The organism is Acetobacteraceae bacterium, assembly GCA_004843165.1.
In the GTDB taxonomy this organism is placed as follows: Bacteria; Pseudomonadota; Alphaproteobacteria; order Acetobacterales; family Acetobacteraceae.
In genome coordinates this window covers 918,202-940,584 of the sequence record CP039459.1, presented here as the reverse complement: position 1 = coordinate 940,584, position 22,383 = coordinate 918,202, and the positions used below count along the sequence as shown (strand labels likewise).

Here is a 22,383-nt window from a genome sequence, read left to right as displayed (position 1 = left end):
GAGGAACAGGAACAGCGTCGCCAATAGCTGAATCTTGCTTTAAAGATTTGTTTATTTTGGATTAAATCGGTGCCATAGTGAAAATGTTCAGGAAAATCTTTCTAGTTTAGAATTTTTTGTTTTTTTGGAATAATTTAAAGAATAGGAAAGTAATAGGATGTATAGAAAGACTGTTTTAGTATCAGTGTTATTTTTTCCATTACTTTTGGTTACTTCTGTAAAAGCAGATTCCCCTTATTATTCATCTGGGCAGCTTATGGATAATAAGGGGGTAACTGGTAGTGTTAGCTCTTCTGGACAGATTTTAGATACTCAAGGTGTTGTTGGAAGCATCAGTCCCTCTGGACAGATTTTAGACACTCAAGGTGTCGTTGGAAGCATCAGTCCTTCTGGACAGATTTTAGATACTCAAGGTGTTGTTGGAAGCATCAGTCCTTCTGGACAGATTTTAGACACTCAAGGTGTAATCGGTAGTATTAGCCCTTCTGGGCAAGTTATGGTGCAAGGTGCTGTTATAGGTTCAGTCCCTCCCGGCAATGGTTTTTTAGCCTTTCAGATGATACAGCGATATAACCGGCAAAAGCAACAACAGGCACGATACAATCAGCAATATTACCAGCAACGCAATGCGGCGATAGCGGCGCAGAATGATGGCGTTTGTCGAGAAGCTTATCAGCTTTGTCAAAAACCCTATGAGGAAGTGGTCTCATGCGAGAATTTTAATAATGCTTGTGCTTCATTTCGAAAACAGATTATTGAGGATTATGCAGAACATGCTAGTGAATTGCATCGCAAAGATTGTGATGCAAAGTTAATGGCATGTAGTAACGCTAATAATGCCCTTTCTTGTCGTCCTTACTGGTCATATTGCGCTGACTATGATCAAGAGAGGCGTAAAGACAGACACTGGCAGGGCGTTAAACTTCCTGCTTTATCAACACAGCTGGAAAATAATACAAATTTAGATGCGCTCTACCAACCATGCACTGTTAAAGGGCATATAGTTCTTCTTCACGGTAGTGAGGTTTTAAGTGGAGGAACTGTTTCTGATAGTGGCGTGCTTCTTTTTGGAGACGATGCTCATAAGGTCGGGACTATTGATGAGGCAGGACATATTACTATAGATAAGCATATTTCTCATAAAGATAAATATTTGATAAAACAAACAACAATGCTCGGACAGGTATTGAAGGATGGAAATTTTTTACGTTGTGGAACTCATCAGCCGCCGAGAAGACTAGGTTTTGTAGATCATGCATCTGGCAAGATGCTACAGGATAATATAGGGTCGAAACCTCCTGGAATGACCCCGCTTCACTAAGGTCTCACTATAGAGAATTTTTTTTGCTATGGTGGATTAGCTTTTAAGAGATGCCGCTTTTCTGGATATTTTTAAGTGTAGGGCTGATACTCTGTTCTGTTGTGCTTTGAGGTTTTTGGACGGGCTGAACGAAATCGAGCTGAAAGAGACTTCCCGGGGTTTTCCCAGGTTCTTCTGTAATGTCAGCAAATTTCTGCAGAACCATATTTGTCCAGATATAGGAAGGCGTTGCGACAACATAGCGTCCGCCCAGACATTTATGCTGTGAGAAAATAGCCCGCATAAGGGGAATGAGGCCGAGCATGGTGGCATAATGTCCAACCGTATGGGGGGCTGTTTTCATTCTGATGCTCATACTAGAAGGTTTGATAAGCTGGTTATCATCTTGCGCCTGCGCATTGGCTTGTGGATCAGATGGCGGTGTCGTGTCGAAGAGAGTGCCTTGATTATTAGGGGAAGATTCCCAATCCAGCATTAAATCATCGAGTGAATCTGTCCCAAGGGCGAAGTTCCCGCCAATGGCATTAAAACCGCTGGCGGCATCACTGACAGCAACGCCCAGACCATCTGCAATCAAAGTTGCAAGAGGAACAGGGAATCTGTCACCGATAGGTGAATCTTGCTTTAAAGATTTGTTTATTTTGGATTAAATCAGTGCCATAGTGAAAATGTTCAGGAAAATCTCTCTGTTTTAGAATTTTGTGTTTTTTGGAATAATTTGAAGAATAGGAAAGTAATAGGATGTATAAAAAAACTGTTTTAGTATCAGTATTATTTTTCCCATTACTTTTGGTTACTTCTGTAAGAGCAGATTCCCCTTATTATGCGCCGGGGCATATACAAGGGGAAGGTGGTTCTGTTGAGGGGGCAATTGATTCAGGAGGTCATGTTTCTGCTGTAGGAGGGAAGATAACAGAAACAATTGACTCGGCTGGTCATATTTCTGCTGCAGGGGGGGAGATAACAGAAACAATTGACCCGGCAGGTCGTGTTTCTGCTGCAGGGAGGGGGATAATAGGATCAATTGACTCGGCAGGTCATGTTTCTACTGCAGGGGGGGGGATAATAGGATCAATTGACTCGGCAGGTCGTGTTTCTGCTGCAGGGGGGGGAGTAATAGGCTCTGTCCCCCCAGGCAATCCTGTTTTAGCCTTTCAGATGATACAGCGATATAACCGGCAAAAGCAACAACAGGCACGATATAATCAGCAATATTACCAACAACGCAATGCGGTGATAGCGGCGCAGAATGCTGCGATTGTGGAGCAGAATTGCCGCACAACATATCGGTTATCCGAGGCGCCCTACGAAGAGGTTATCGCTTCTGTTGTTTTTAAGAGTGATTGCTCTCAATTTCGCAATCAGATTGTTGAAGATTATCTAGAGCATGCAGGCGAATTGCACCGCAAGGATTGTGATATAAAAATGCTGTCTTGCCATGAGGGAGATAGCATTTCCTGCCGTCCTTATTGGACATACTGTTCTGATTACGATCGGGAGCGGCGTCAAGATAAACATTGGAAAGGTGCAAAGCTTCCCTCATTATCGACAAAACCACATCAGGTAGCACAGAGCGGCGATCTATCATGTAATGAAGAAGGAAGACTTTTTCTTTTTGATCAAAATATTAGAGTTTTAGGTGGTGTAAAAGTAACGTCAGGCGGCCTGCTCTGGCGTAGAAAAAAACAAATGTCAAATAGTCCACGGTACGAGATTGGGCAGATTGATAAGGCCGGTCATATTACGCCTAATAAACATATTAAATCCAAGGATTTTTCCATGTTAAAAAAAACGGTAATTGCGGGACGAATTACAGAAGGAGGAGATGTTATACGTTGTGGTGTTTCTTTTCCGCCTGCAAGACTAGGTTTTTACGATGCCTCTGGCACATTGCTCCCTCTTTCTGGTAAATATCCTAAAGATGTTCATTTTCTTCTGCTGGATCAACTTGATGCAACCGCCCCTATCTTTATTGCTGGAGTAGAAGGGGAGTTTTAAGGGGAGAGTCTATGCTTGTACAAGCTCAGGGGTGGGGAGAAAATTTATGTTGCCCTTATGGATATTGCTATATTGCTCCCCTATCTTCATTTCGGCCGTTTGAGGTTTTTGGACGGGCTGAACGAAATCGAGCTGAAAGAGACTTCCCGGGGTTTTCCCAGGTTCTTCTGTAATGTCAGCAAATTTCTGCAGAACCATATTTGTCCAGATATAAGAGGGCGTTGCGACAACATAGCGTCCGCCTAGGCATTTATGCTGTGAGAAAATAGCCCGCATCAGGGGAACGAGGCCGAGCATGGTGGCATAATGTCCAACCGTATGGGGGGCTGTTTTCATTCTGATGCTCATACTAGAAGGTTTGATAAGCTGGTTATCATCTTGCGCCTGCGCATTGGCCTGAGGATCGGAAGGCGGTGTCGTGTCGAAGAGAGTGCCGGAGTTATTGGGTGGACATTCCCAATCCAGCATTAAATCATCGAGTGAATCTGTCCCAAGGGCGAAGTTCCCGCCAATGGCATTAAAGCCGCTGGCGGCATCACTGACAGCAACGCCCAGACTATCTGCAATCAAAGTTGCAAGAGGAACAGGGAATCTGTCACCGATAGGATGTGCTGCAGGCAGGTTGTTTTCAAATTGATTTTGAATCCAGTTTACTGCGCCATTCCCCCAGTCTTTAACAATGCCGCCTGTTAAATAAATCGGGCTTTTTTGAAAGGCGACGGCGAAAATGTCTCGCCAGACGGTCGAAATATCGTTTCTTGCGCTCATAATTGTTCTCCATTTGTAGATATAAAATAATTAAAAGTAATAGGTAAGTATAATTTAGTCATTATCCGGCTTTGGGGGCTTGTGAATATTCAGCGCCAGCTTTTGCTTGTCCGGGATAGGGGATAGCGATAATCTTATAGTTGATTTGATCCTCCGGCGTGTCGGGGACCGTTCGGTTGATATTGATATTTAAAAAATAAGGCTGAAACCGCTCTTTTGTCTTTTGGATGTAAAGATCGGGATAGATGCCTTGGGTGAGGGCACCGATAACGGGCAGACCCCAGTCAACCCAAAAGGGGCTTTCCCCTAATTGCAGTAAGACCGCCTGCTGAAGCCATGTGAGAATGGCCGTATTGTTACTGACGGAGATCCATTGCCGTTTACCGTTCTGATCGGGCTTGCCTGTTCTGGCCCAAATTCTGCTCATATTATTTTCCTTTATTATTTCGTTATTTTCTTTGATTAGAGAATGATTTGAAAAGATTGGGTATCTTCATAAAAATAGATTTTGCTTTGACTTGTTCCGTTAAGAAGGTCAATTTTTCCCTTTGAGGCCATGCTCGGCGTGGCAGTCAGGGGACGACAGATGAGAAAATTCCCATTGGCATTTTTAACTTGCATCCAGTAACGCTGCCCTACCAGATTCCAGAGGATGTTGACCTGTATCTGACCCTCTGCAATTTGACTCATAAAGCTGAAAGGCGGTGCCGTATTCGGGTTGGGCTGAAAAGGAATAATTTGTCCTTCTTCGGCATTTGTCGCACCAACCGAAATGCCAAGCCCGGTAAAGAGATTATTATTAACCATGATGTAAACTTTCTTGAGGATTATCGTGTTGTTTTTCTTAAAGTGGCATAAAAACCATTACGCCCAGCAGGTACGCATTGCTTTATCTGTTGGGGAGAGGGCTGGGCTTTTTTTGTTCCGGAGACTTTATTTTGAATATCTTTTAGGATGGAAAAGAGCGCATCCCGTTCCGGTTTCGGAAAAAGGACAGGAGCCATCACTTGAAGCAAATGTGGGCTTTGCGCTGCCTGTTTCTGTGGTGCCGACAAAGGAAGAAATGTTTTTTCCTTTGAAAAAGAATGTATTTTTTCAAAATGACTTCTTTCCTTTATTTTAAAATCTGTTTTTTTACTTTGTAGATGAAAGTAAATCGGTCTATTGATCTCAATATTTTGATTAAGGCGCTGTAAAATTGGTTTTTCTTCTTTTGTAAGAAAGGCCTGTTTTCCCCCTTGCCTTGAGGCAGAGAAGGAAAAAGCCTCCTTCTTTTCTTCTGTTTTTTGAAAATTTTCGATGCTTTTCTTTTCAGGGTTTTTGCTAGAAACGGCGAGAAAAGAAGCCGCATGGCGTTGATCGGATGACGCACTTTTCTGAATCTTTAAAGCGGGTACATGGTTCAATACCGGCAAAAGCGCAGAGGCAGTTTTTTCAGGTGCTTTCTTTGCTTCGCTTTGCTTTATTTGAGGAAATGTCTGGCGAACAAATTCATGAATCTCCTTGCGCTGGAGAATGGTTTTGGTTGCAATTTTTGGTGCTGTGCGTTCTTCTCTTGAGAGTAGGGCAAAATCTGTTGACGCTTGAGGAGGGATAATCTGAAAAAGCTCCTTTAGCTTTTCCAAAAAAGTTGGAAAAACTGTTTGAGGGATATTGCTGATTTGGAGAGAGGGGAGATTGATTTGGTTGAATTTCAATTTTTGATTGAGATTGATTTGATTTAATCTCTCGATAATATCTTTTTTATTCATTTTTATTTCTTTCTATTGATGTTTATTTACATATTTTTGCCTTTCAGCGTTTCTTGAATATGCAAAAGGGAATGAAAATCGCCTTTCTGGCTTAAAAAACAGGCACGGAAATCATTCCAGAAAATTTCCGCAAAGACCGCATTTATGAGATCGTTTCCTTCCCATTTTCGGCCTTTGGCAATATCGCCTGAGAGGCGCTCCAATCCGTAAAGCCTTGCGAGGTAAGGCCCAAATTCCCGTGCGACATCAGTTTCAGGATTTCGGTTCGCCTCTGTCCCCGTTCGATGGCAGAGGCTGCAATAAAATAAACAAGGGAATTCATCACCTCGTCTTTTTCCTCCTCGCTGATTTTGCTGCTGCCGATCGCTTGATGCAGGAGTATCCGTGAAAATCCGTTTGAACTCGGTGATAAAAGCCAAACCGAGCTGCGGATTTCCGCTTCAATGGCTTCGGCTTCCTGTGAGGAAATGAGTTTTGCCACATTATCCCGTAAAAGATACCAGGCAATGGCTTCGCCTGCCGGTCCGATCAGCCCCTCATTGGAAAGCTGTCCCCAGACCAAGGCAAGAGGGCGATAAAAGCGTCTGAAAATTTCTAAATCCAAAGGTTCTGCAAAAAGCTGTTTGCCTTCGGATAATTGCATCACCAAGTTGCATTGGCGGTTAATTTCTGTAATTTCTGCCATTGAATATTTACCTATTAAACATTTTTATAAAAATTTACTTTTAGTTATTTAAAATTTATAAATAATGCCGCCTCTAAAATTAAAGGCGGCAAATATAAGAATTTTTAATTGGCTAAAATTGCCTGCTCATTAATTGTGATATATCCGCTCAGCTTAACCGTCCAAATATTTTGGCTGCCATTATAGCTTTCTGAGGGAGTATTCAAAATGGTTGTGTTATGGATGGTCACAGGCGTATCAACGGAACTATCGCTCGTAACCGTGGCTTTTCCAAGGACAACCCAGTTTTTAATCTGTTTTTTCCATGCGGCGACCTTGGAGCTGGCACGGTTAAGATTGATCGTTAGCGTGACTTTTTGTTTTAAATTCACACTGGGGGTAAAGCTGGTCATGTTTTCCAGCATCTTCGCCGTATCGCCTTCGATTTCAAGGCTGATTCCTTCGGTGGTTAAAAAATCCGGTGTGACGTTAAGATTTCGGTAATTCTCAAAAATCACCGTTGCCATGCTTTTATTAAGAAAGCCATTGCCGTTACTTAAATTATTGCTTGTATTTGTAGGCATTATTTTATCCTATTGATTAAATTATTTTAAAAAGAATGAAAAACGGCACCGCAAAAGCGATGCCGTTCTTTGTTTAAAAGGTGATTTCGCTTAGCGTTTAACTGCCGCAGAAACCGCACCTGCTTCTGCACTACCGGCAGTAGCGCTTTGACCGGTGAAATCCACTTCAAGAGTCATATTCAAACTGTCAAAACCTCTAATCGGTGTGATCGTTGCCGAAAGCCCATTATAGGTTTCTGTGCCGTAATCCGTTGGATTTTCGGAAATATACTGGCCGAAAGGTACAAAAGAGGCCTGATAGCTTCCTAAAATGCATCCAATGGCAACCGCACTGTCCAGAGAGTTGGTAAGCTTAGCAAAAAGCTCACTGATCCCCATGGGACTGTAGGTAAGCGGCTCACTGCCGGGCTGCTGTCCTTCCACCAGAAGATTAGCCAAGGCTGTTTCTGTGGTAATGGCCGTATAATCCGCCCCGTACCAGCCTGACATTGGATCGCCATTCATAAAACGTCCCCAATAGGTGATCGTCATCTGAACGCCAGCCTGTGTCGCTGTGCCGGGGAAGTTCACATTATCGAGCTTCATCTGCGCCATTTTGGAAAGATTTCCGGCATCCGGCCAAGCAGTAATCCCAACCAGTTGACGGAAATTCATTGGGGCCAATCTGTTGGAAACAGAAGGGACATTCCCAATCCACTGCGCAGCCAAGGCTGCGCCGGCATGTTCAGCCGTGAGGTTTGCGCCTGTGGTGTTTGGCAGTACATCCGTGCCGGTATATTCTACCGCACAGGCAATGGATTTTTGGCCATTGCCATTGGTGATAAGCGGCTGATAGCTTTCCGAAGTCTCGGTAAAAAAGAAATAGCAGCGGGCACTGTCGCCGCCGAAATTTCCGGCCAAAGAAACGACATCTTTATCTGCCGCACTATTGCGGGGCAGAATAATGGCGTAATATGTCAATGGCGCATCCGAAAGAAGCGCAGAAAGGTTTTTTGCAACCTCCGTACCGCTTCCTGCTTCAAAGATAAAAACGCCAGTGGCGCTGTTATTGGCAAACCAGCTCTTCAGCATGGCATTGACTTCTGAAGCTGGCGTTCCGACATTTTCAATGTCGAGGGTAAAAGTTAAGGTCAGACCAGTGCCTGTTCCGCCTGTTCCTGTAACAGGATCATTGGAAATCTGAGCGCCGGAAATCCCGAAATTAACTTTATTCTCAACCTGCGTCACAACACCGGAAGAATCAACAGCAAGAATATTGACAGTGGCAACACCATCGCCGCCGGAAATGCCCGGGGCCGAAAGGGGAATGTTGAATTTAACTTCATCCCCGACTTTATAACCTGTTCCGCCATTGGCAATCGCAGGAATAACATCGACTTTGGTATTGCCGTCAGCATCTTGGCCCAAAAGGCTTTCAGCGCTTTCAAGGTCTGGCAGCCATTTTGGCGCTGACAGCGGTGCGAGATTTGTCCCGCCGGCAGAGACCAAAACAGCACGCCGCTGTAAGAGGTTAGGTTGTGCCGGACGAATGGCACGTTCTGTAATACTGATAATTTGAGGCATTATTTTTCCTTTATTGGTTCGACCATGTCACATTGGCATGGCGGATTTGTTTACCGTCAGGCGTTTCATCGTTGTCCTGCCAGTAGTTAAGATTAAAAGAGATTGTTTTGATGGGGAGATCCAAGGCGACAGGCGCATCAGGCGCTTGCTCATCCTCAGGATCTCTTAAGGCTGATTTAAGTAAATCATCCTTAATGGCTGGGCTGTTGGCGACACCGAAATTTTGTGCCAAAAGCCCATAACGGATCATGCGGCTTCTCAGCGTGATAGCTTGAAGGGCATTAAAACCATGAAGGGTAAGCTCAACAATTTGAGAGACGAAAACACCGGGGCAGTTATTGCCGTTTAATCCGGTATAGGCCTCAATGTTGGCTGCTTGGCAGTCAACTTCCACGTAAGGGAGAGCTTGCCCTTCAGGAACCGTTCCTTTTGCAAAAAATGCCGTCCCTTTTGGGAGGGTCATTTCATTGACATAGGGGTTATTGCTTTCGGCCATATCTTGAATGGCAGGAAAGCAGTTATTAAGATTTTCAGAGGTTGCAAATTCTGAATGATTTAAAAGTTTATAAGAAGAAGACATAATTATTTCCTTATGATTTAAAAGATACCGCCAGTAGGAGCGGCATCATGGAGTTTAATAATTTTTTCAGTGGAGACTTTTGTTTTCTTCTTTTTTTCTGTTAGGATTTTTCCAAAAGAATTTAATTTGATAAAAGAAGTGAATTTAAAAGGTGCAAAAAATTACAAAATATAAGGGCTTTTTTGCCTCAATTCCCCTCTTGTGCCTTTTGCCTCTTTTCACAGCTTGTGAGCATGATGAGGGCATCCAGACACATGTTTTTGTGCCTCGTGTGACATTGGATGAAACAGGGGCGTGCTACAAAACACAGGGAATACGTATGGTGCGCTGGGCGAACCTTATTAAAAGCCATCGGGAGCAAAAACCCGCAATGGAACAGCTTAATTTGAACAAAGCCCAAAAAAATGCGCGGATTTACAGTAATATTCCCAAAGGCTTCTTAGAGGATAAAGATCCCATTTATGAACTCGCTGCCGGTATTCAAAATATTGTGAGTATTCCAATTACCGCCATGATTGCCGCCACCACCCTGCCCAGCCTCAAACATGAGCGGGTAAGATGTCTTCAAAAACAAAAAGAGCTTAATGATTCCATTGAAACGCCATAATCTTAGAGAACACGGGCGCCATAAAATGGGCATAGGAAATCAGAAAGCAAAACAGATTCTGTTCCTTTGGCAGAGTCGTGATAAAAGCGGAAAAGATCATTTATGAAACAAAGGGAAGAAAAGCTTGAGACGTAAATTGTGCCTTGGTGTGTTATCATGCTTGTTCTTAGGAGCCTGTAATAATGGCTTTAGGACATGGATGGTCGTCCCCCGTGTTGATGTTGATCCAAAAACGGATTGTTACCGCCTTCGTGGTCTAAAAATGGTGACGTGGGGAAATCTCTTGCAAAGCCAAAAAGAGACCAAAGATGAGGTAAAGCGTTTTCAGCTTAAGAAAGCGCAGAAAAAAGCGCTCGTTTACAGTAACATTGCTCCAGGCTGGGGAGAGAATAATGAGCCGGTACCGGATTTGACATTGGCCGCACAAAATATTCTCAGTATTCCGATTACGGCAATGATCTCTGCAACAGAAATGCCAAGTCTTAAAAAGGCAACTTCTAACTGCCAAAAACCGCCTGCCGCGGCCGTTCAAAAGATTTTATCTGAAGATGAAAAGCCTTCATAAATAAACGAGTGATTAAAGATATTGATATGAAATGGTTTTATAAGCCCCTCCTATTTTTAACTGTTTTTCCTTTTCTCGGAGGGTGTGAATATGCTGTCCAGACATGGGTTTTCACACCAGATGTGAGACGTGCCTCAGAAAGCCAATGTTACCAGACAAAAGGTATTAAGCTGGTACCGTGGGCCAACAGGCTCGACAGTGAAAAAAAGCTGAAACCCTTATTTAAAACAAAACATTTAACGCCAGCTCAAAAAAAAGAACTCATTTACAGCCGTATCACAACAGAGGAAATGGAAGATCAAGACCCTCTAAATCCTCGCCATTCAGGGCTGATAACGATTGGATTGCAAAATCCGTTCAGTATCCCTGTAACGTCCGTGATTGCGAGCACCGAGCTGCCTTCTTTAAAAAAGGAATATCGTGCCTGCATGTGGAAGCTGACACTTGAAAGTGCCACGCACAATATTGCCCAGCAAGAGACAATCCCTTTGGAAGATCTCCATATTACCGCAATGGAAGGGGAGGAGGAGGTTCTGGCCAAACAACCCAAAGAAAGTGGTATTTTTGTCAGTCAGAATTTTGAGAAAAAAGAGCCGTGATCTTAAAATCTGGCGCTGGCATATGTGTCGGCATTGTTTCAGATGTCGGTTGTGAATTGTTATTATCTATCATGGTTTTTTCTTTTATTTTGCTTTGATAATAAAGTTGGAAACGATTGCATAAGGCCGGTTTTCGATGTCTGTCGGGACGACACGTGAGGCGTCAAAATTATAACTTACAAAAGCATTTCCATCTGTGCCGGAAGTTGCCCCCCAGACATTTTGCCAAGCAAAAAAGGCATCAGAAGCGCTTGCGCTTCCGGCGATTACGCCGTTAATACCTCCACTAATATTTCTTATCGCATCACCTTGCTGTGTTCCGATTTCAGGCACCGCAATAGTGCTGCCTTTTGGGCCTCTTGGAAAACGTCCACGCCAGTCTTGAAGCTTATTTGTTCCTAAATATCCAAAGAGTTCAGGATATGTTTCTTGATCGAAAGTGCTGCCATCGAGATTAAGCCATCCTTCCGGTGGTGCATAGGACGGACACATACCGATAAATCCAATTGGAACACCTGCTGAAAGAGGCGCATAATCTCCTTTTGGCTGGTATGCGTTTAAATCAGAAGAGAGGGCCAAGCCATTTTTGATGCTGACCCAGTTTTTTTGGTTGGGATCATTGGGATTATCTAAATTATTATCGCAAAGAGAGATTAAAATATCCGGTATGTTATTTTGTACGGTCGTGATCTTCGAAGTCAGCGGATAACCGCCGATTTCTTGTGCAAAATCAGCGCACCAAGGTGGAATAACACCGACATCATTATTCTGTGCACAAAGAGAGAGTTGATTAAAAATCCCGTTAAATTGATCGCCACGAGGAGGCTTTCCGCCAGCAGCGACAGGAAGCATGGTTGCTTTGGGAAAACCTTTGCTTAAAGAGGCGCTGCCATCACCGGGATCTTCTTTTGGAATGGACGAAAAGGTGCCGCTTTCCGGTGTGTTTGCCCAAGGAATGGGGAATTGCTGTTGTCTATCTGTTAGTTTCATAATTTATCCATAAAAAAAGCCCTAAGATCAGGGCGTCAAAGGGAGTATGTGGAAAGAGCGCTGAGAGGATTATGGGCGCTTTGCTTGGTTTTGAAATTTGTTATTTATGCCGCTTTAATGACGAAGTTCACACCAATAGCTTTAACCCTTGTTTCATCAGCAGTTCTTGCAACAAGCGAAGCATCAAATGTGATCTTTTGAGGCGCCCCCGTTGCATCAGGAAAACGATGGTATCCATCTCCATAAACTTGTACTTCAGAAAAGCATCCTAGTGCTTGCCACGGATTTCCGACTGTCACTGCATTTATTGACCCACTAATATTTTGAATAGCGTCTTCTTGCACTTCGCCAAGAGCAATGAGATTTCCTGCTCCTCTTGCAACTCTGCTCCTAAAATCAGGAAGGGTTCCACTTGGAAATTTCTGTGCCAAAAGAGGATATGTCGAAGCGTTAAAATTTTGCCCCTGTAAGAATAAATATCCATCTGGAGGGGTGTCATCATAATAGGGAAAAATAGCCAATGGCGGCGCCGTGGCATCTTTCCCGTCTTTCCCACTCTCTCCTTTTGGACCTGTCGGACCTTGTGCGCCTTGAGAAAAAAGAGAATGTGCTAAAAGCTGTTTTAATGTGCCGTTTTCCTCAATACATAAAAGCCGATCATTGGCTTGTGGCGTATCTTGATGGGGAAGGGTTGAAATAATGGTCGTGGAAGGGGATGTTGCTGTTTGTGTCATGGGATTAAGTAATTCTGGTCTTGCGTTAAAAGATAGCCTGTGTCTGGATTCCAAAGCGCATCGGGCGGTAAAGAGGGAGACCGGAGAGGCGGGACAACATATTGCGTGGAAAGACTTACACCGCTGGGGCGAATAAATTTACATGCCTGAGCAATAAGTGTTAGTTCCAAGCTAGAGGGAACCCAGTTATAGCAAATGAGCATATGCATATTTAAAATTCCGCTAAAAGCCGGTGATTGAAAAACATTCTCTCCAAAAACACTGCTGTCTGGTGAGGCTTCTGAAAAGCCAAAGAAAGAACCTCTTTGCGTATTTCCCTCTTCAATCCAGATGTTTTTTTCAGAAGAATCTGAAAATAAACGCATTAAAATTTGATTGAGGGATTGAAGAGTGCCATTGGTGATATTAGCGGCTGCTTTTGCAAAAATGAGTTTGCGAAAGGCCTCGTCTGTGAGCGCATAATTTTGCGTAAGCGCTGAGCCCTCACTGCTGTAAAAACGGGATTGCTGAAAACCTGTAATGCCTGTGGCCCCACCACTTAAAGCTTCTGAAAATCCAAAAAAGGAATCTTCAACAGGGATTTTTAGAACACGGCTGACACCGACAATGCGTCCCCAAACATCCAGCCCCCAACCTGTTGCTGTGAGCGGATCAAGAACTTGCGTTAAAAAGATTTCAATCAGCTCTGCCGGATCGGCGGCTTTATTAAAACGTTTTAAAATCCCGGTAATGCGGGGACTGTTAGCATATTGTGCGAGAAAAGTCTCATGGAGGTTCTGCATATAAAACCCTCCTTTTTATTTTAATTAACGATAAGGGCCGAAACTGACGAGGACTTTCATTAACTCCTCTGAAACGACACTTTTGACGGCCTCTGCAAAAGCAAAAGGATCATCGTCCTCTTGGGTCGTGACATTGATATTGCCGAAACTTAAACTTAGCGGACGATTGCCAAACCCCTGCTTCTCTTTTTGGCGCAGCGTTTGGAAATAAGCGCCTTGCTGCTGTGCATTTGTGATTTTAATTTCCTGCCCTTGATCTGCCTGTGTGGTAAGGGTGGCAATTTCAGGCGCATCCTGAGCTTTTGTTGTGAGTTTTTGATGGTGTTTTTGCCATTCATAAAGCGCAAAAGCACCGCCACCAACAACCGCTCCGCCGATGGCGAGGGGAATGGCAATTCCAGGCAGCAGGGCCAACCCGGCAAGTTCGGCAATACCGGCGCCAAGCCCTTCGAAAGCCCCTAGCCCAAGGCCACCAAGCGCAACGCCTGCTTTAGCAATATTCGGTGCCTGTCTGGCGGCAAAGCCGCCAGCCGCTTTTGCACCTGTTTTAAGCGCTGAGCTGGTGAGTTTTGCTGCCGGAAGCGCTTTAGAGGCGAGCACAGCACCGGTCAGGGCAACATTTGCAGAGCTAAGAAGTAAGATCGCACTATGTATGCTTAACAATCCTTCGGCAACCAGTTCTGGATGTGAACGTGCAATCGCATTGAAGGAATCAGCAACTTTTTCTAAACTGGGCGCCAGTATTTTAATTTCATCCAAATGCGCTTTATCGAAAAAAGCATTCGTAAGCGTGTCTTTCCTTAAAAGAGTGGAATTGGCTTCGAAATTACCAGGCTGAGGTGCGGCCTTAGCTAATAATGCCTCTGTTGAATTTTTGTTTACTTCTTTTTGAGGAAGAGACATTTCCTTTGCAAGAAAGGCCGCCCCTAAACCATTTTCATTTAACCCAAGTTGCTTAAGAAGTTCATGCTGCTCTATAATGCTTTGATTTTGAAAAGCTTCCTGTATTTTTGAGAAAAAATCCTTATCAAGTAAGCCTTTTCTAGTAAAAAGACCGTCAACACCTAGTTTTTGAAGGTCTTTCAATTCTTTGGGGTTTTCAAGATTTATCTCCATTAAATGCTTTGCTAAATCGCCGGCCTCACTTTCACTTCCACCGTGAATGGCAGCGATTTTTCCGGCCGTAAAAAGCGTATTCGTTGGAAGGCCCGTGAAATCCGATAAATTTTGGAGCCTGACAGTTCCTAGGATTCTTGTTTGAGCATCACTGAGAAAATTTCCTAAAAAACTTTGCAAACTGCTTGCCGCATCTTTGAATTTATTCCCAGCCTCGATAAAGTCCTTCATTGGATGGGCTTCTTTCTTTCCTTGTTCAACAAGCTGCTTCAAGAGTTCGCCGATTGTGCTGAGATCTGTTGTATTCTTTTCTGTCATGGAAAAATCCTTTATTTTAAGAGGTTAAAAATTGAAAAATAAAATTCAAAAATGTGGTCTTCTGGCGGGGATTTTGATAATGGGGGCGAATGTCTTTCCTTTGCCCAGCATTGCGGCGGAAAAAGCGATGGAAAATAATGCCGAGTCAATAAAAATCCCGGATTTTCTATCCAAAGATTATAAAATAGCTTCGATACTTCGGGGAAAATGGATAGCGCAGAAGGATGACGATTCAGATGTATGGCCAACGCGTTATTTATCTTTCTCAACGCCCGGAAATTTTGTTACCCGTGATAATATTGATATCCTTGTAGATGCTAAGGATAATGTCACGAGATGGGAGGTGAGGCATCGCTCACCTTTTAAAATGAAGACGAGGGTACAGGTTCAGATGCATGCAAATACAGGATGTAGCTGCATGGGGGGGGAAGTTACCCTCTGGTTTGAGAATGGAGAGTCCCTTGAACTGACTCAGACGAATGATAAATGTGAGTCAAAAGATGATTGGTATCAGGGAAAGTTACCGGATCTTGAGGGAGAATATCGTGAACCTGTAGAGGAATATCGCCTGAGTAAGCTCATATCATCTCATAAGCCGGTTGCCATAACGCAAGGGAAGAAGGTTATTTTGCTAAAAGCGCCGGATGAAAAAGCCTTAAAAGAATATCGGGATATGATAACGCCGGAATATTTAGAGCTCTTGAAGGCCAGTTACGAAAAAGAGTCCAAAGATCCTGAAACCATTGAATGGGCCTCACATCCTCCGGAAAAGAGAGGCAATTAACCATGAAAAATAAAATTCAAAAATGGGGTCTTCTGGCGGGGATTTTGATGATGGGGGCAAGTGTTTTTCCCTTACCGAGCATGGCGGCAGAAAAAGCGCTGGAAAATAATGCTGAAACGGTGAAAATACCGGATTTTTTACCTAAAGATTATAAAATCACATCAATACTTTGGGGCGAGTGGAAAGCGCAAAAAGATGAAGACGATTCAGATACGTGGCCAACGCGCTATTTATCTTTCTCAACGCCCGGAAATGGCTTTACCAGCGACAGGATTGATATTTCGGTAGATGTCATGAATGAGGTAAATAAATGGGAGGTTGTGCATCATGCGCCTTTTAAAATGAAGACGTCTTTACATATTCAACTGCATCCAAATACAGGGTTTAGCTGTATAGGCGGGGACATTACCCTCTGGTTTGACAATGGAGAGTCTTTTGATCTGATACAAAATGGGGAGTGCGATATAAAAGATTTATGGGATGAGTGGAGTTTTCTAAATCCAGAAGTGGGTTATCATGAACCTGTGGAGGAATATCGCCTTAGTAAGCTCATATCATCTCACAAGCCGGTTGCCCTGACACAAGGGAAAAGGGTTATTTTAATGAAAGCGCCGGATGAAAAAGCCTTTAAAGAATATCGGGACATGATAACACCGGAATATCTGCAAACTTTGAAGACCCGTTACGAAAAATCTTCCAAAGATCCTGAAATCATTAAATGGGCTTCACACCCTCCGGAAAAGAGAGGCAATTAACCATGAAAAATAAAATTCAAAAATGGGGTCTTCTGGCGGGGATTTTGGTGATGGGGGCGAATGTCTTTCCTTTGCCCGGCATTGCGGCGGAAAAAACGCTGGAAAATAATGCTGAAACGGTGAAAATCCCGGATTTTTTACCTAAAGATTATAAAATTACGTCAATACTTCGGGGAAAATGGAAAGCGAAAAAAGATGATGATTCAGATGTGCGGCCAACGCGTTATTTATCTTTCTCAACGCCCGGAGATTTTGTCACCGCTGATACGATTGATATCTTCGTAGATACTGTGGATAATGTCACGAGATGGGAGGTGAGGCATCACTCACCTTTTAAAATGAAGACGATGGTACAGATCCAGATGCATGCAAATACAGGATGTAGCTGCATGGGGGGGGGACGTAACGCTTTGGTTTGAAAATGGAGAGTTCCTTGAACTGACTCAGACGAATGATAAATGTGACTCAAAAGATGATTGGTATCAGGGAAAGTTACCGGATCTTGAGGGAGAATATCGTGAACCTGTAGAGGAATATCGCCTTAGTAAGCTCATATCATCTCATAAGCCTGTTGCCCTGACCCAAGGGAAAAGGGTTATTTTGATAAAAGCGCCGGATGAAAAAGCCTTAAAAGAATATCGGGACATGATAACGCCGGAATATTTAGAACTCTTGAAGGCCAGTTACGAAAAAGAGTCCAAAGATCCTGAAACCATTGAATGGGCTTCACATCATCCGCCGGAAGAGAGTGGTAATGCACTTTAAACGAGAGAAATATTCAGGGGAGCCTTAAACTTCTCCCCTGAAATTTTTTTAGGTAAGCGTATTATGTCGCGTAACGAGATAGGCTTCCCACATTCGAAACAAATCTTCACTATCGTAAAAAATTTGTAATTCTTTAAGCGTGGCAAGACCTGCACCGATAACATCTCCCATAGGGCGGGAGAGATTAACATATTCTGCCATCTTTATTTTCTCTCTTCGTTGGAGCCCTCCGTCTGAAACATGGCCGCTGCGAGGTGGAAGACTTGGCAGGCGGCGGCCTTTATAAAATCCATATGAAGCTCAAAAGCTTTTGTCCGAAGCCGATAAAGTGTTTTGGGATCTTCAATATCGACCTCTAAAATTTTTGTAGGCTGAACCAGCGGATTTTTAGGGTCTCGTTTAATCTGACAGCAATTTAAAAGATCCTGATAGGCTTTTTTCCGATCTTCTTTTTCCAAATTGGCAAAAATACCGATGCTTAAATTTTCTAATCCGGCAATACCAAATTGCTCACGGCTGGGATGTAATTTGGTACCGGCCTTTGTAAGCGCTTGAATGACATCTGCCGCCCATTCATCCGCTTCAAAAGCAGACATTCTGGTAATGATAAAAATTTTGCCTTTATCCGGACCGTCTTCAATAAGATATTCAATAGATTTACGCATTATTATACCCTTATAATTTATAGATTTTAGAAATAAAAAAACCGCTACGGCAAAAGCCGAGCGGGAGAAAGAAATGATAGATTTTTAAGATAAGGACGAAATACGCCGATCTTAAGAAAAAGATATACGCAGCGTACGCAGCTGACAAGTGGGGAGGGAAATGCCCCTAGTGCAATGTCAAAGATATAAAATCTTCATCCGTTACAGCAATTTGATTGAGGGGCAGGGTGATTTCATTTTCACACTCATTGGGATTCAATCCAAGACTGAGAGAGAGAAGACGTGCCCACGGACAGGTTATTTTAATGGCGCAGATAAGATCAGTTGCATAAATTGTACTGCCTAATTTCGGGCGTGTTTCTGCCTCCTTGAAATAGCGCATGATTGCTTCAGAAATAAGTGTTTCGACATTTGATGGAACATTTTCTAAATTTGCTAGGACAAGGGTGATATAGAGATTTTGCGGCATTGCGTAGTCAAAATAAAATACATAGCTTGGATGATTCTGTGTATAGAGAGGGTTCTCATCTGTCACTGTGATTTTTTGCCGTCCGAAAGTGGCACATCCGGGAGCCTTTTTAGCTAAAAAGACTTTGCCAATATCTGCTGCGGCACCACCGACCAACACAGCATAAAGCGAATGCGGCGGCAGAGAAACACCTTGAATGATTTGCGTTTCATTTTCGGGATTATCAATGATTTGCGCATCTTCGACACCTTCCAATGCCAACAGCGCTCCTAAAAGAGCGGCATTTTGCCCAACGGCATTATGGGCAACAGAAGCGGCACGGCGTCTTTCAAAATCAATGCGTCCCTCTGCGGCCTTGCCGATAATGCCGGCGCTGGGATTGTGAAGGCTGGCGATCCCGATATTTCCTTGGTAGAGCAGGAGACTATTTGCAGGGCAGGCAATCGCACCTTGTGAGAGAGAGGCTAAATCAATGATGATGGGGGAAGCTGTGCCTTCGGGAAAAGATAAATCCTCTAAGGTGGCATAGAGATTGCCATCTGAAACAGCATCTGTTGCTAAAACCGTTCCAGCTTTTAAAAAAGGGAGAGAACTGCCCGTTAGCGTGATTTGAACTTGCACAATCGTAGGGGTCGCTGGAAGACGTTCAAGAAAATAAATGCGCCCCAGCGCATCTTGCATGCGTCCGCTGGAAAAAGCGGGGTCAATCCCGTTGAAAATTTCCAGCATTGCATCTGAAAAATCGCTTAAAATAGCGGTTTGAGAGAGCGCAAGCTGCCCTTGAGGTGTATTCAGCGCAGGATTAAGATTTCCGCCAAAAGCTTGATTAAGATCTGCCTGAACGCCTGTCAGAATCTCTTGGGGATCAGGCACGCTAAATCCGGCTTCTGAAAGGCTTGGTGTTGGAGTATATGTGTCTATTTTATGCATTTTTGAAAACTTACATGGATTGAAAATATAATTTAAATCTCTCACCCAGAGCACTGTAATCAGGATCTTCCTGACCTTGTGTATCAATAAAAATAAAATCACCCTGAAGTGGACGGGTTGAATCTTGAAGAAGAAAAGTACGATCGAGGCAAAGCCTACCTGCGAGGCGCAAAACATCATTGATCCAAAGATCACAATAAAGCCCGTATTTTCTTTGGCGGAGATGGAGTTGTAATTTTTGATTTTGGATTTCGAGAGTGAATTTTTGATCGGATAAGGCTGAAATGGGGATTAAGAAAGCCTCACTCATAGCGGAGTATCCATTTTTTGAGGTGTGACATTGCCAAGATTTTTTGGGGCTTGCAAAAGGTCATTCATATCGACAGAGGAGGGGTTAATTTCCTGCAACGAGAGCGTTACGCGCATACATTCAATATTTTGGGGATCTCGTGTCATTTTATAGCCTTTGACCGTCACAATATATTCTCCTTCAGGGATACGGAATTTGACATATTTTCGGCTGGCGACCAGTTCTCGTAATTTTTGTAGAAAACGCTGTCGGTTTTCGAGAGCCGGCACACCGCCAATATCGGGGATGAGTTCACTGGGAGAAAAAACAGGCGAACTATGCCCGTCACAAAGAAAATTAGCCTCCCATGTTTGCGGGATTTTGGCTTTGTCTAAGGAAAGATAATTTCCATCTGCTTTAGGGGCGGTGGAGATGGTAAAATCTTCTGAAAGGCTAACAGATTCAAGGCTTGCTTCAGGGAGAATAGGCCTTTCATCAGGTAGAAAACTATTTATAAAAGTTTTTGCCTTACGTCCGAAAATATTGCTAAATTGACGCTGTAGCTGGAGCGTTCCGCCATTAAAAAAAAGCCCCCATCGGTTACGGGCAGCATTTTGGGCCCATCCGCTAAGGGCCCGCCCTGCGGCATCTGAAAAAAAGGCGCTTAAGGGTAAAATAGACATTTTATCCTCCTAAATAATGATAAGTATAATAGATAAATTGTTATTAGAACGAAGCGTAAATAATCTCTTCGTTATTTTTGGTTATTTGGATTTTACCATTTAGAATGCGGGAATCACCTAAAGGATCTAAGGTAATTTTTGCTGATTTTACGCCACTGACATTTTGAGCTGCTCTTTCAAGCTGGAGAATAAACGTCTCTATATCATTTTGGTTTTCAAGAAAGAAATGTGCATAATCAATGCCAAGCAAGGGGTTAAAGGGGATTTCTCCAATCCAAGTGGAAAGGGCTGAACCAACATCTTGCACAATGGCTTCATTCTCTGAGGCAACGGCAATATTCCCCGCCGCATCTAGGTAGAAATCATTTGTTTGAGGGTCTGTTTTGAGACTTATCATTGCGCTATCCCTGTAATGCCTGGGGCTGCGCTTACGGAATGGGTATGGTTTGGAAGGGAGATGTTTTGTGCACCTGCTAAAATATCTTCTTCCGCTGTGATCTTTCCTTTAACCGTGAGGTCCCCTTCAATAGAGACATTACCTTTAATTTTAAGATTGCCTGAGATTGTAATTTCTTTGCCTTCTAAAACAATATTGGCAGTGTCTTTGGCATGGATTGTCCACCCATTTTTGTTTGAAAAAATATATTGTTCGGCTGCCTTACCGAATAAGGCAGGGAGAAAGAAACAATCATTGGGATCAAAAAGACGGAAAGAGGCAGGTTTGTTTGGATCACTTTCTGAGGAAAGACCGCTAACATCTCTACCATTTAAAATAAGCTGGCCAATATCACCTTTTTGGGGATCAATAATCAGAGCAGAATCACCGCCCTGTAAACGGAAATAGGGGACATTATAAAGGACAGATTGTTCAAGGCTTTTACCGTCTTGTGTTTGTAAATTTAGGAGCGGTTTGACATCGACTGTTCCTGCTTCTCCAGTCCCGTTACTGTGGATTTCTTCGACTTTTGCAGGGATTTGATAACCCGTTTTTGAAAGAAAACCTTCTAAAGTTTGTAAAAAAATATGTGAAAGATCATTGTGGTTGAAAATTTTTTGATAGGGAGAAACAGGGAGAGAAGAGGTATTGTCAGGCATAAAATATCCTTGTGGTAGGGGTTAAGGGAGACGATGCGCTTGGAGATGCGTCTCCCAATGCGTGCGGCGCTTTTCGGTGCTTAAAACATGGGAAAAAGCATGAATAATCCATTGTCCATTCCAAGGGGCACTGAGTTGATGAGACGTATTGAGGTAAATATTTCGCCCCTCAATGGGCGATGCCTGAAGGTCAAGATTGGTGCCAAGCTGAAGATTGGCTTGAAAAAGGCAGCGAAGAGACAAAAGCTGATCTGAATAGGCGGAAAGCTGGATCAACTCTTTTTCTGTTAGAAGAAGCGGCGCATTTTGCGTTGAAAAATTATTTTTTGTAACGAGAAGTTTATTTTGAAGCGCATCAAAATGGAAAAAGCCATTTTGCGCATTTACAATTTGTCCCACTTGCCCCAGAAGCGTGCCATTCAAGGAAAAAGGTGGCTGAATGAGATAGTCAAAACCATTATTCTCCAAACTGATTTTTTCACAAGAACAGAGATCTTTTAGAATTTGAGAGGCCCAGACCGGTTTTGTATAAGGCGGTAAAGGCGTCATATGGTCATTATATAAAAGATTTGAATGTGCCGTGATTTCAAAAATGCGGTGGGGGGGCTTAAGCTGTGTATGGCAGCGAGAGATTTTTCCATGAAAAATGAGCGAAAGAGAATTGCTCTCATTACTGGCTTCAATTTTAACTTCAGCACCGGAAAGCGCCAGCATCAAAGGGGCGTCATAAAGCGGTGTATGATTACATTTTAAGAGCTGAAATAAGGGCTCAAAGGCGACCGCATGAAGTTTTATTTTCGCACTGCCGCCTATTTCCTGCCCGGCCTGTGTGATAGAAACTTCTGTTCTGAGCTTTTCAATCGTGATGGGTGCTTGTGCGTTACCCGGTAAAATAAAGGTAATGATAAGGGATCTCTGCGGCAAAGAATCAGAAAGATTAACCGCGGAAAAAGAAGAAAGGGACATAGAAATTTCCAGTGGAAAAGAGCTTGCTTGAAGCATGAAACT

The 22,383-nt window shown here is 43.3% G+C and carries 29 protein-coding genes; 9 read left to right on the top strand and 20 right to left on the bottom strand.

What is annotated here, in order from left to right; translation table 11 throughout:
• The first annotated feature begins 157 nt into the window (after positions 1–157).
• Positions 158–1,321 (top strand): hypothetical protein, encoded by a 1,164-nt coding sequence (locus FAI41_04705; protein QCE32951.1) that lies wholly within the window; start codon positions 158–160, stop codon positions 1,319–1,321.
• Between the two features lie 43 nt (positions 1,322–1,364).
• On the opposite strand, the gene FAI41_04700 is transcribed toward FAI41_04705, so the two are convergent.
• A complete protein-coding gene (locus tag FAI41_04700; GenBank protein QCE32950.1) occupies positions 1,365–1,898 on the bottom strand; it encodes a hypothetical protein in 534 nt (177 codons plus the stop codon).
• 164 nt (positions 1,899–2,062) lie between these two features.
• Between FAI41_04700 and FAI41_04695 the strand changes: the two genes are divergently transcribed.
• Positions 2,063–3,319, top strand: coding sequence for a hypothetical protein (locus FAI41_04695; protein QCE32949.1), 1,257 nt, complete (start codon positions 2,063–2,065; stop codon positions 3,317–3,319).
• Positions 3,320–3,328: 9 nt separating this feature from the next.
• On the opposite strand, the gene FAI41_04690 is transcribed toward FAI41_04695, so the two are convergent.
• From FAI41_04690 to FAI41_04655, 8 genes are all read right to left on the bottom strand, one after another.
• Positions 3,329–4,087: a hypothetical protein gene (locus tag FAI41_04690; protein QCE32948.1), complete on the bottom strand. Its 759-nt coding sequence runs from the start codon at positions 4,085–4,087 to the stop codon at positions 3,329–3,331.
• Between the two features lie 61 nt (positions 4,088–4,148).
• Positions 4,149–4,514 carry a hypothetical protein gene (locus tag FAI41_04685; protein QCE32947.1) on the bottom strand — a complete coding sequence of 122 codons (366 nt, stop codon included), beginning with the start codon at positions 4,512–4,514 and terminating at the stop codon, positions 4,149–4,151.
• A 35-nt stretch (positions 4,515–4,549) separates the two neighbouring features.
• Entirely contained in the window at positions 4,550–4,894 is a 345-nt protein-coding gene (locus tag FAI41_04680) for a hypothetical protein (GenBank protein ID QCE32946.1), read from the bottom strand.
• Between the two features lie 20 nt (positions 4,895–4,914).
• The gene (locus FAI41_04675; GenBank protein ID QCE32945.1) at positions 4,915–5,838 is read right to left on the bottom strand and encodes a hypothetical protein; all 924 of its coding nucleotides are present in this window, start codon (positions 5,836–5,838) and stop codon (positions 4,915–4,917) included.
• A gap of 142 nt (positions 5,839–5,980) precedes the next feature.
• On the bottom strand, positions 5,981–6,523 hold the full coding sequence (locus tag FAI41_04670) for a hypothetical protein (GenBank protein QCE32944.1): 543 nt from the start codon (positions 6,521–6,523) through the stop codon (positions 5,981–5,983).
• A 104-nt stretch (positions 6,524–6,627) separates the two neighbouring features.
• Positions 6,628–7,086, bottom strand: coding sequence for a hypothetical protein (locus tag FAI41_04665; GenBank protein ID QCE32943.1), 459 nt, complete (start codon positions 7,084–7,086; stop codon positions 6,628–6,630).
• Between the two features lie 90 nt (positions 7,087–7,176).
• Positions 7,177–8,649, bottom strand: coding sequence for a hypothetical protein (locus FAI41_04660; GenBank protein ID QCE32942.1), 1,473 nt, complete (start codon positions 8,647–8,649; stop codon positions 7,177–7,179).
• Between the two features lie 10 nt (positions 8,650–8,659).
• A complete protein-coding gene (locus FAI41_04655; GenBank protein QCE32941.1) occupies positions 8,660–9,229 on the bottom strand; it encodes a hypothetical protein in 570 nt (189 codons plus the stop codon).
• A 151-nt stretch (positions 9,230–9,380) separates the two neighbouring features.
• Here FAI41_04655 and FAI41_04650 point away from each other — a divergent pair, with 151 nt between their 5' ends.
• The 3 genes from FAI41_04650 (at position 9,381) to FAI41_04640 (ending at position 11,000) form a co-directional block, all read left to right on the top strand.
• Entirely contained in the window at positions 9,381–9,836 is a 456-nt protein-coding gene (locus FAI41_04650) for a hypothetical protein (protein ID QCE32940.1), read from the top strand.
• 124 nt (positions 9,837–9,960) lie between these two features.
• Positions 9,961–10,401 carry a hypothetical protein gene (locus FAI41_04645; GenBank protein ID QCE32939.1) on the top strand — a complete coding sequence of 147 codons (441 nt, stop codon included), beginning with the start codon at positions 9,961–9,963 and terminating at the stop codon, positions 10,399–10,401.
• A 26-nt stretch (positions 10,402–10,427) separates the two neighbouring features.
• Complete coding sequence (locus FAI41_04640; protein QCE32938.1) at positions 10,428–11,000, top strand: hypothetical protein; 573 nt, start codon at positions 10,428–10,430, stop codon at positions 10,998–11,000.
• Between the two features lie 84 nt (positions 11,001–11,084).
• Here FAI41_04640 and FAI41_04635 read toward each other — a convergent pair whose 3' ends face one another.
• The 4 genes from FAI41_04635 to FAI41_04620 all read right to left on the bottom strand — a co-directional run bounded on the left by FAI41_04635 (position 11,085) and on the right by FAI41_04620 (position 14,940).
• Complete coding sequence (locus FAI41_04635) at positions 11,085–11,990, bottom strand: tail fiber protein (protein ID QCE32937.1); 906 nt, start codon at positions 11,988–11,990, stop codon at positions 11,085–11,087.
• A gap of 104 nt (positions 11,991–12,094) precedes the next feature.
• Positions 12,095–12,724: a tail fiber protein gene (locus FAI41_04630; GenBank protein ID QCE32936.1), complete on the bottom strand. Its 630-nt coding sequence runs from the start codon at positions 12,722–12,724 to the stop codon at positions 12,095–12,097.
• A complete protein-coding gene (locus tag FAI41_04625; protein QCE32935.1) occupies positions 12,721–13,506 on the bottom strand; it encodes a DUF2612 domain-containing protein in 786 nt (261 codons plus the stop codon). Before FAI41_04625 ends, FAI41_04630 begins: the two co-directional genes overlap by 4 nt.
• Before the next feature lie 24 nt (positions 13,507–13,530).
• Positions 13,531–14,940 (bottom strand): hypothetical protein, encoded by a 1,410-nt coding sequence (locus tag FAI41_04620; GenBank protein QCE32934.1) that lies wholly within the window; start codon positions 14,938–14,940, stop codon positions 13,531–13,533.
• A gap of 31 nt (positions 14,941–14,971) precedes the next feature.
• Between FAI41_04620 and FAI41_04615 the strand changes: the two genes are divergently transcribed.
• The 4 genes from FAI41_04615 to FAI41_04600 are packed head-to-tail and all read left to right on the top strand — an operon-like array spanning position 14,972 to position 17,244.
• The gene (locus FAI41_04615; protein ID QCE32933.1) at positions 14,972–15,724 is read left to right on the top strand and encodes a hypothetical protein; all 753 of its coding nucleotides are present in this window, start codon (positions 14,972–14,974) and stop codon (positions 15,722–15,724) included.
• Positions 15,725–15,726: 2 nt separating this feature from the next.
• Positions 15,727–16,479 carry a hypothetical protein gene (locus FAI41_04610; GenBank protein QCE32932.1) on the top strand — a complete coding sequence of 251 codons (753 nt, stop codon included), beginning with the start codon at positions 15,727–15,729 and terminating at the stop codon, positions 16,477–16,479.
• A 2-nt stretch (positions 16,480–16,481) separates the two neighbouring features.
• Entirely contained in the window at positions 16,482–16,898 is a 417-nt protein-coding gene (locus tag FAI41_04605) for a hypothetical protein (GenBank protein ID QCE32931.1), read from the top strand.
• On the top strand, positions 16,846–17,244 hold the full coding sequence (locus tag FAI41_04600; GenBank protein QCE32930.1) for a hypothetical protein: 399 nt from the start codon (positions 16,846–16,848) through the stop codon (positions 17,242–17,244). The genes FAI41_04605 and FAI41_04600 overlap by 53 nt, the downstream gene beginning before the upstream one ends.
• Before the next feature lie 203 nt (positions 17,245–17,447).
• Here the strand turns inward: FAI41_04600 and FAI41_04595 are convergent, their stop codons facing one another.
• The 7 genes from FAI41_04595 to FAI41_04565 form a co-directional block, all read right to left on the bottom strand.
• Positions 17,448–17,909 carry a hypothetical protein gene (locus FAI41_04595; protein ID QCE32929.1) on the bottom strand — a complete coding sequence of 154 codons (462 nt, stop codon included), beginning with the start codon at positions 17,907–17,909 and terminating at the stop codon, positions 17,448–17,450.
• Between the two features lie 166 nt (positions 17,910–18,075).
• Positions 18,076–19,308 (bottom strand): hypothetical protein, encoded by a 1,233-nt coding sequence (locus FAI41_04590; protein QCE32928.1) that lies wholly within the window; start codon positions 19,306–19,308, stop codon positions 18,076–18,078.
• Positions 19,309–19,318: 10 nt separating this feature from the next.
• Complete coding sequence (locus tag FAI41_04585) at positions 19,319–19,618, bottom strand: hypothetical protein (protein QCE32927.1); 300 nt, start codon at positions 19,616–19,618, stop codon at positions 19,319–19,321.
• Positions 19,615–20,280 (bottom strand): hypothetical protein, encoded by a 666-nt coding sequence (locus FAI41_04580; GenBank protein QCE32926.1) that lies wholly within the window; start codon positions 20,278–20,280, stop codon positions 19,615–19,617. Before FAI41_04580 ends, FAI41_04585 begins: the two co-directional genes overlap by 4 nt.
• Before the next feature lie 43 nt (positions 20,281–20,323).
• The gene (locus FAI41_04575; GenBank protein ID QCE32925.1) at positions 20,324–20,677 is read right to left on the bottom strand and encodes a hypothetical protein; all 354 of its coding nucleotides are present in this window, start codon (positions 20,675–20,677) and stop codon (positions 20,324–20,326) included.
• Positions 20,674–21,375, bottom strand: a complete 702-nt coding sequence (locus tag FAI41_04570; protein QCE32924.1) for a hypothetical protein — start codon at positions 21,373–21,375, stop codon at positions 20,674–20,676. The genes FAI41_04575 and FAI41_04570 overlap by 4 nt, the downstream gene beginning before the upstream one ends.
• Positions 21,376–21,396: 21 nt before the next feature.
• The gene (locus FAI41_04565) at positions 21,397–22,341 is read right to left on the bottom strand and encodes a hypothetical protein (GenBank protein QCE32923.1); all 945 of its coding nucleotides are present in this window, start codon (positions 22,339–22,341) and stop codon (positions 21,397–21,399) included.
• Between the last annotated feature and the right edge of the window lie 42 nt (positions 22,342–22,383).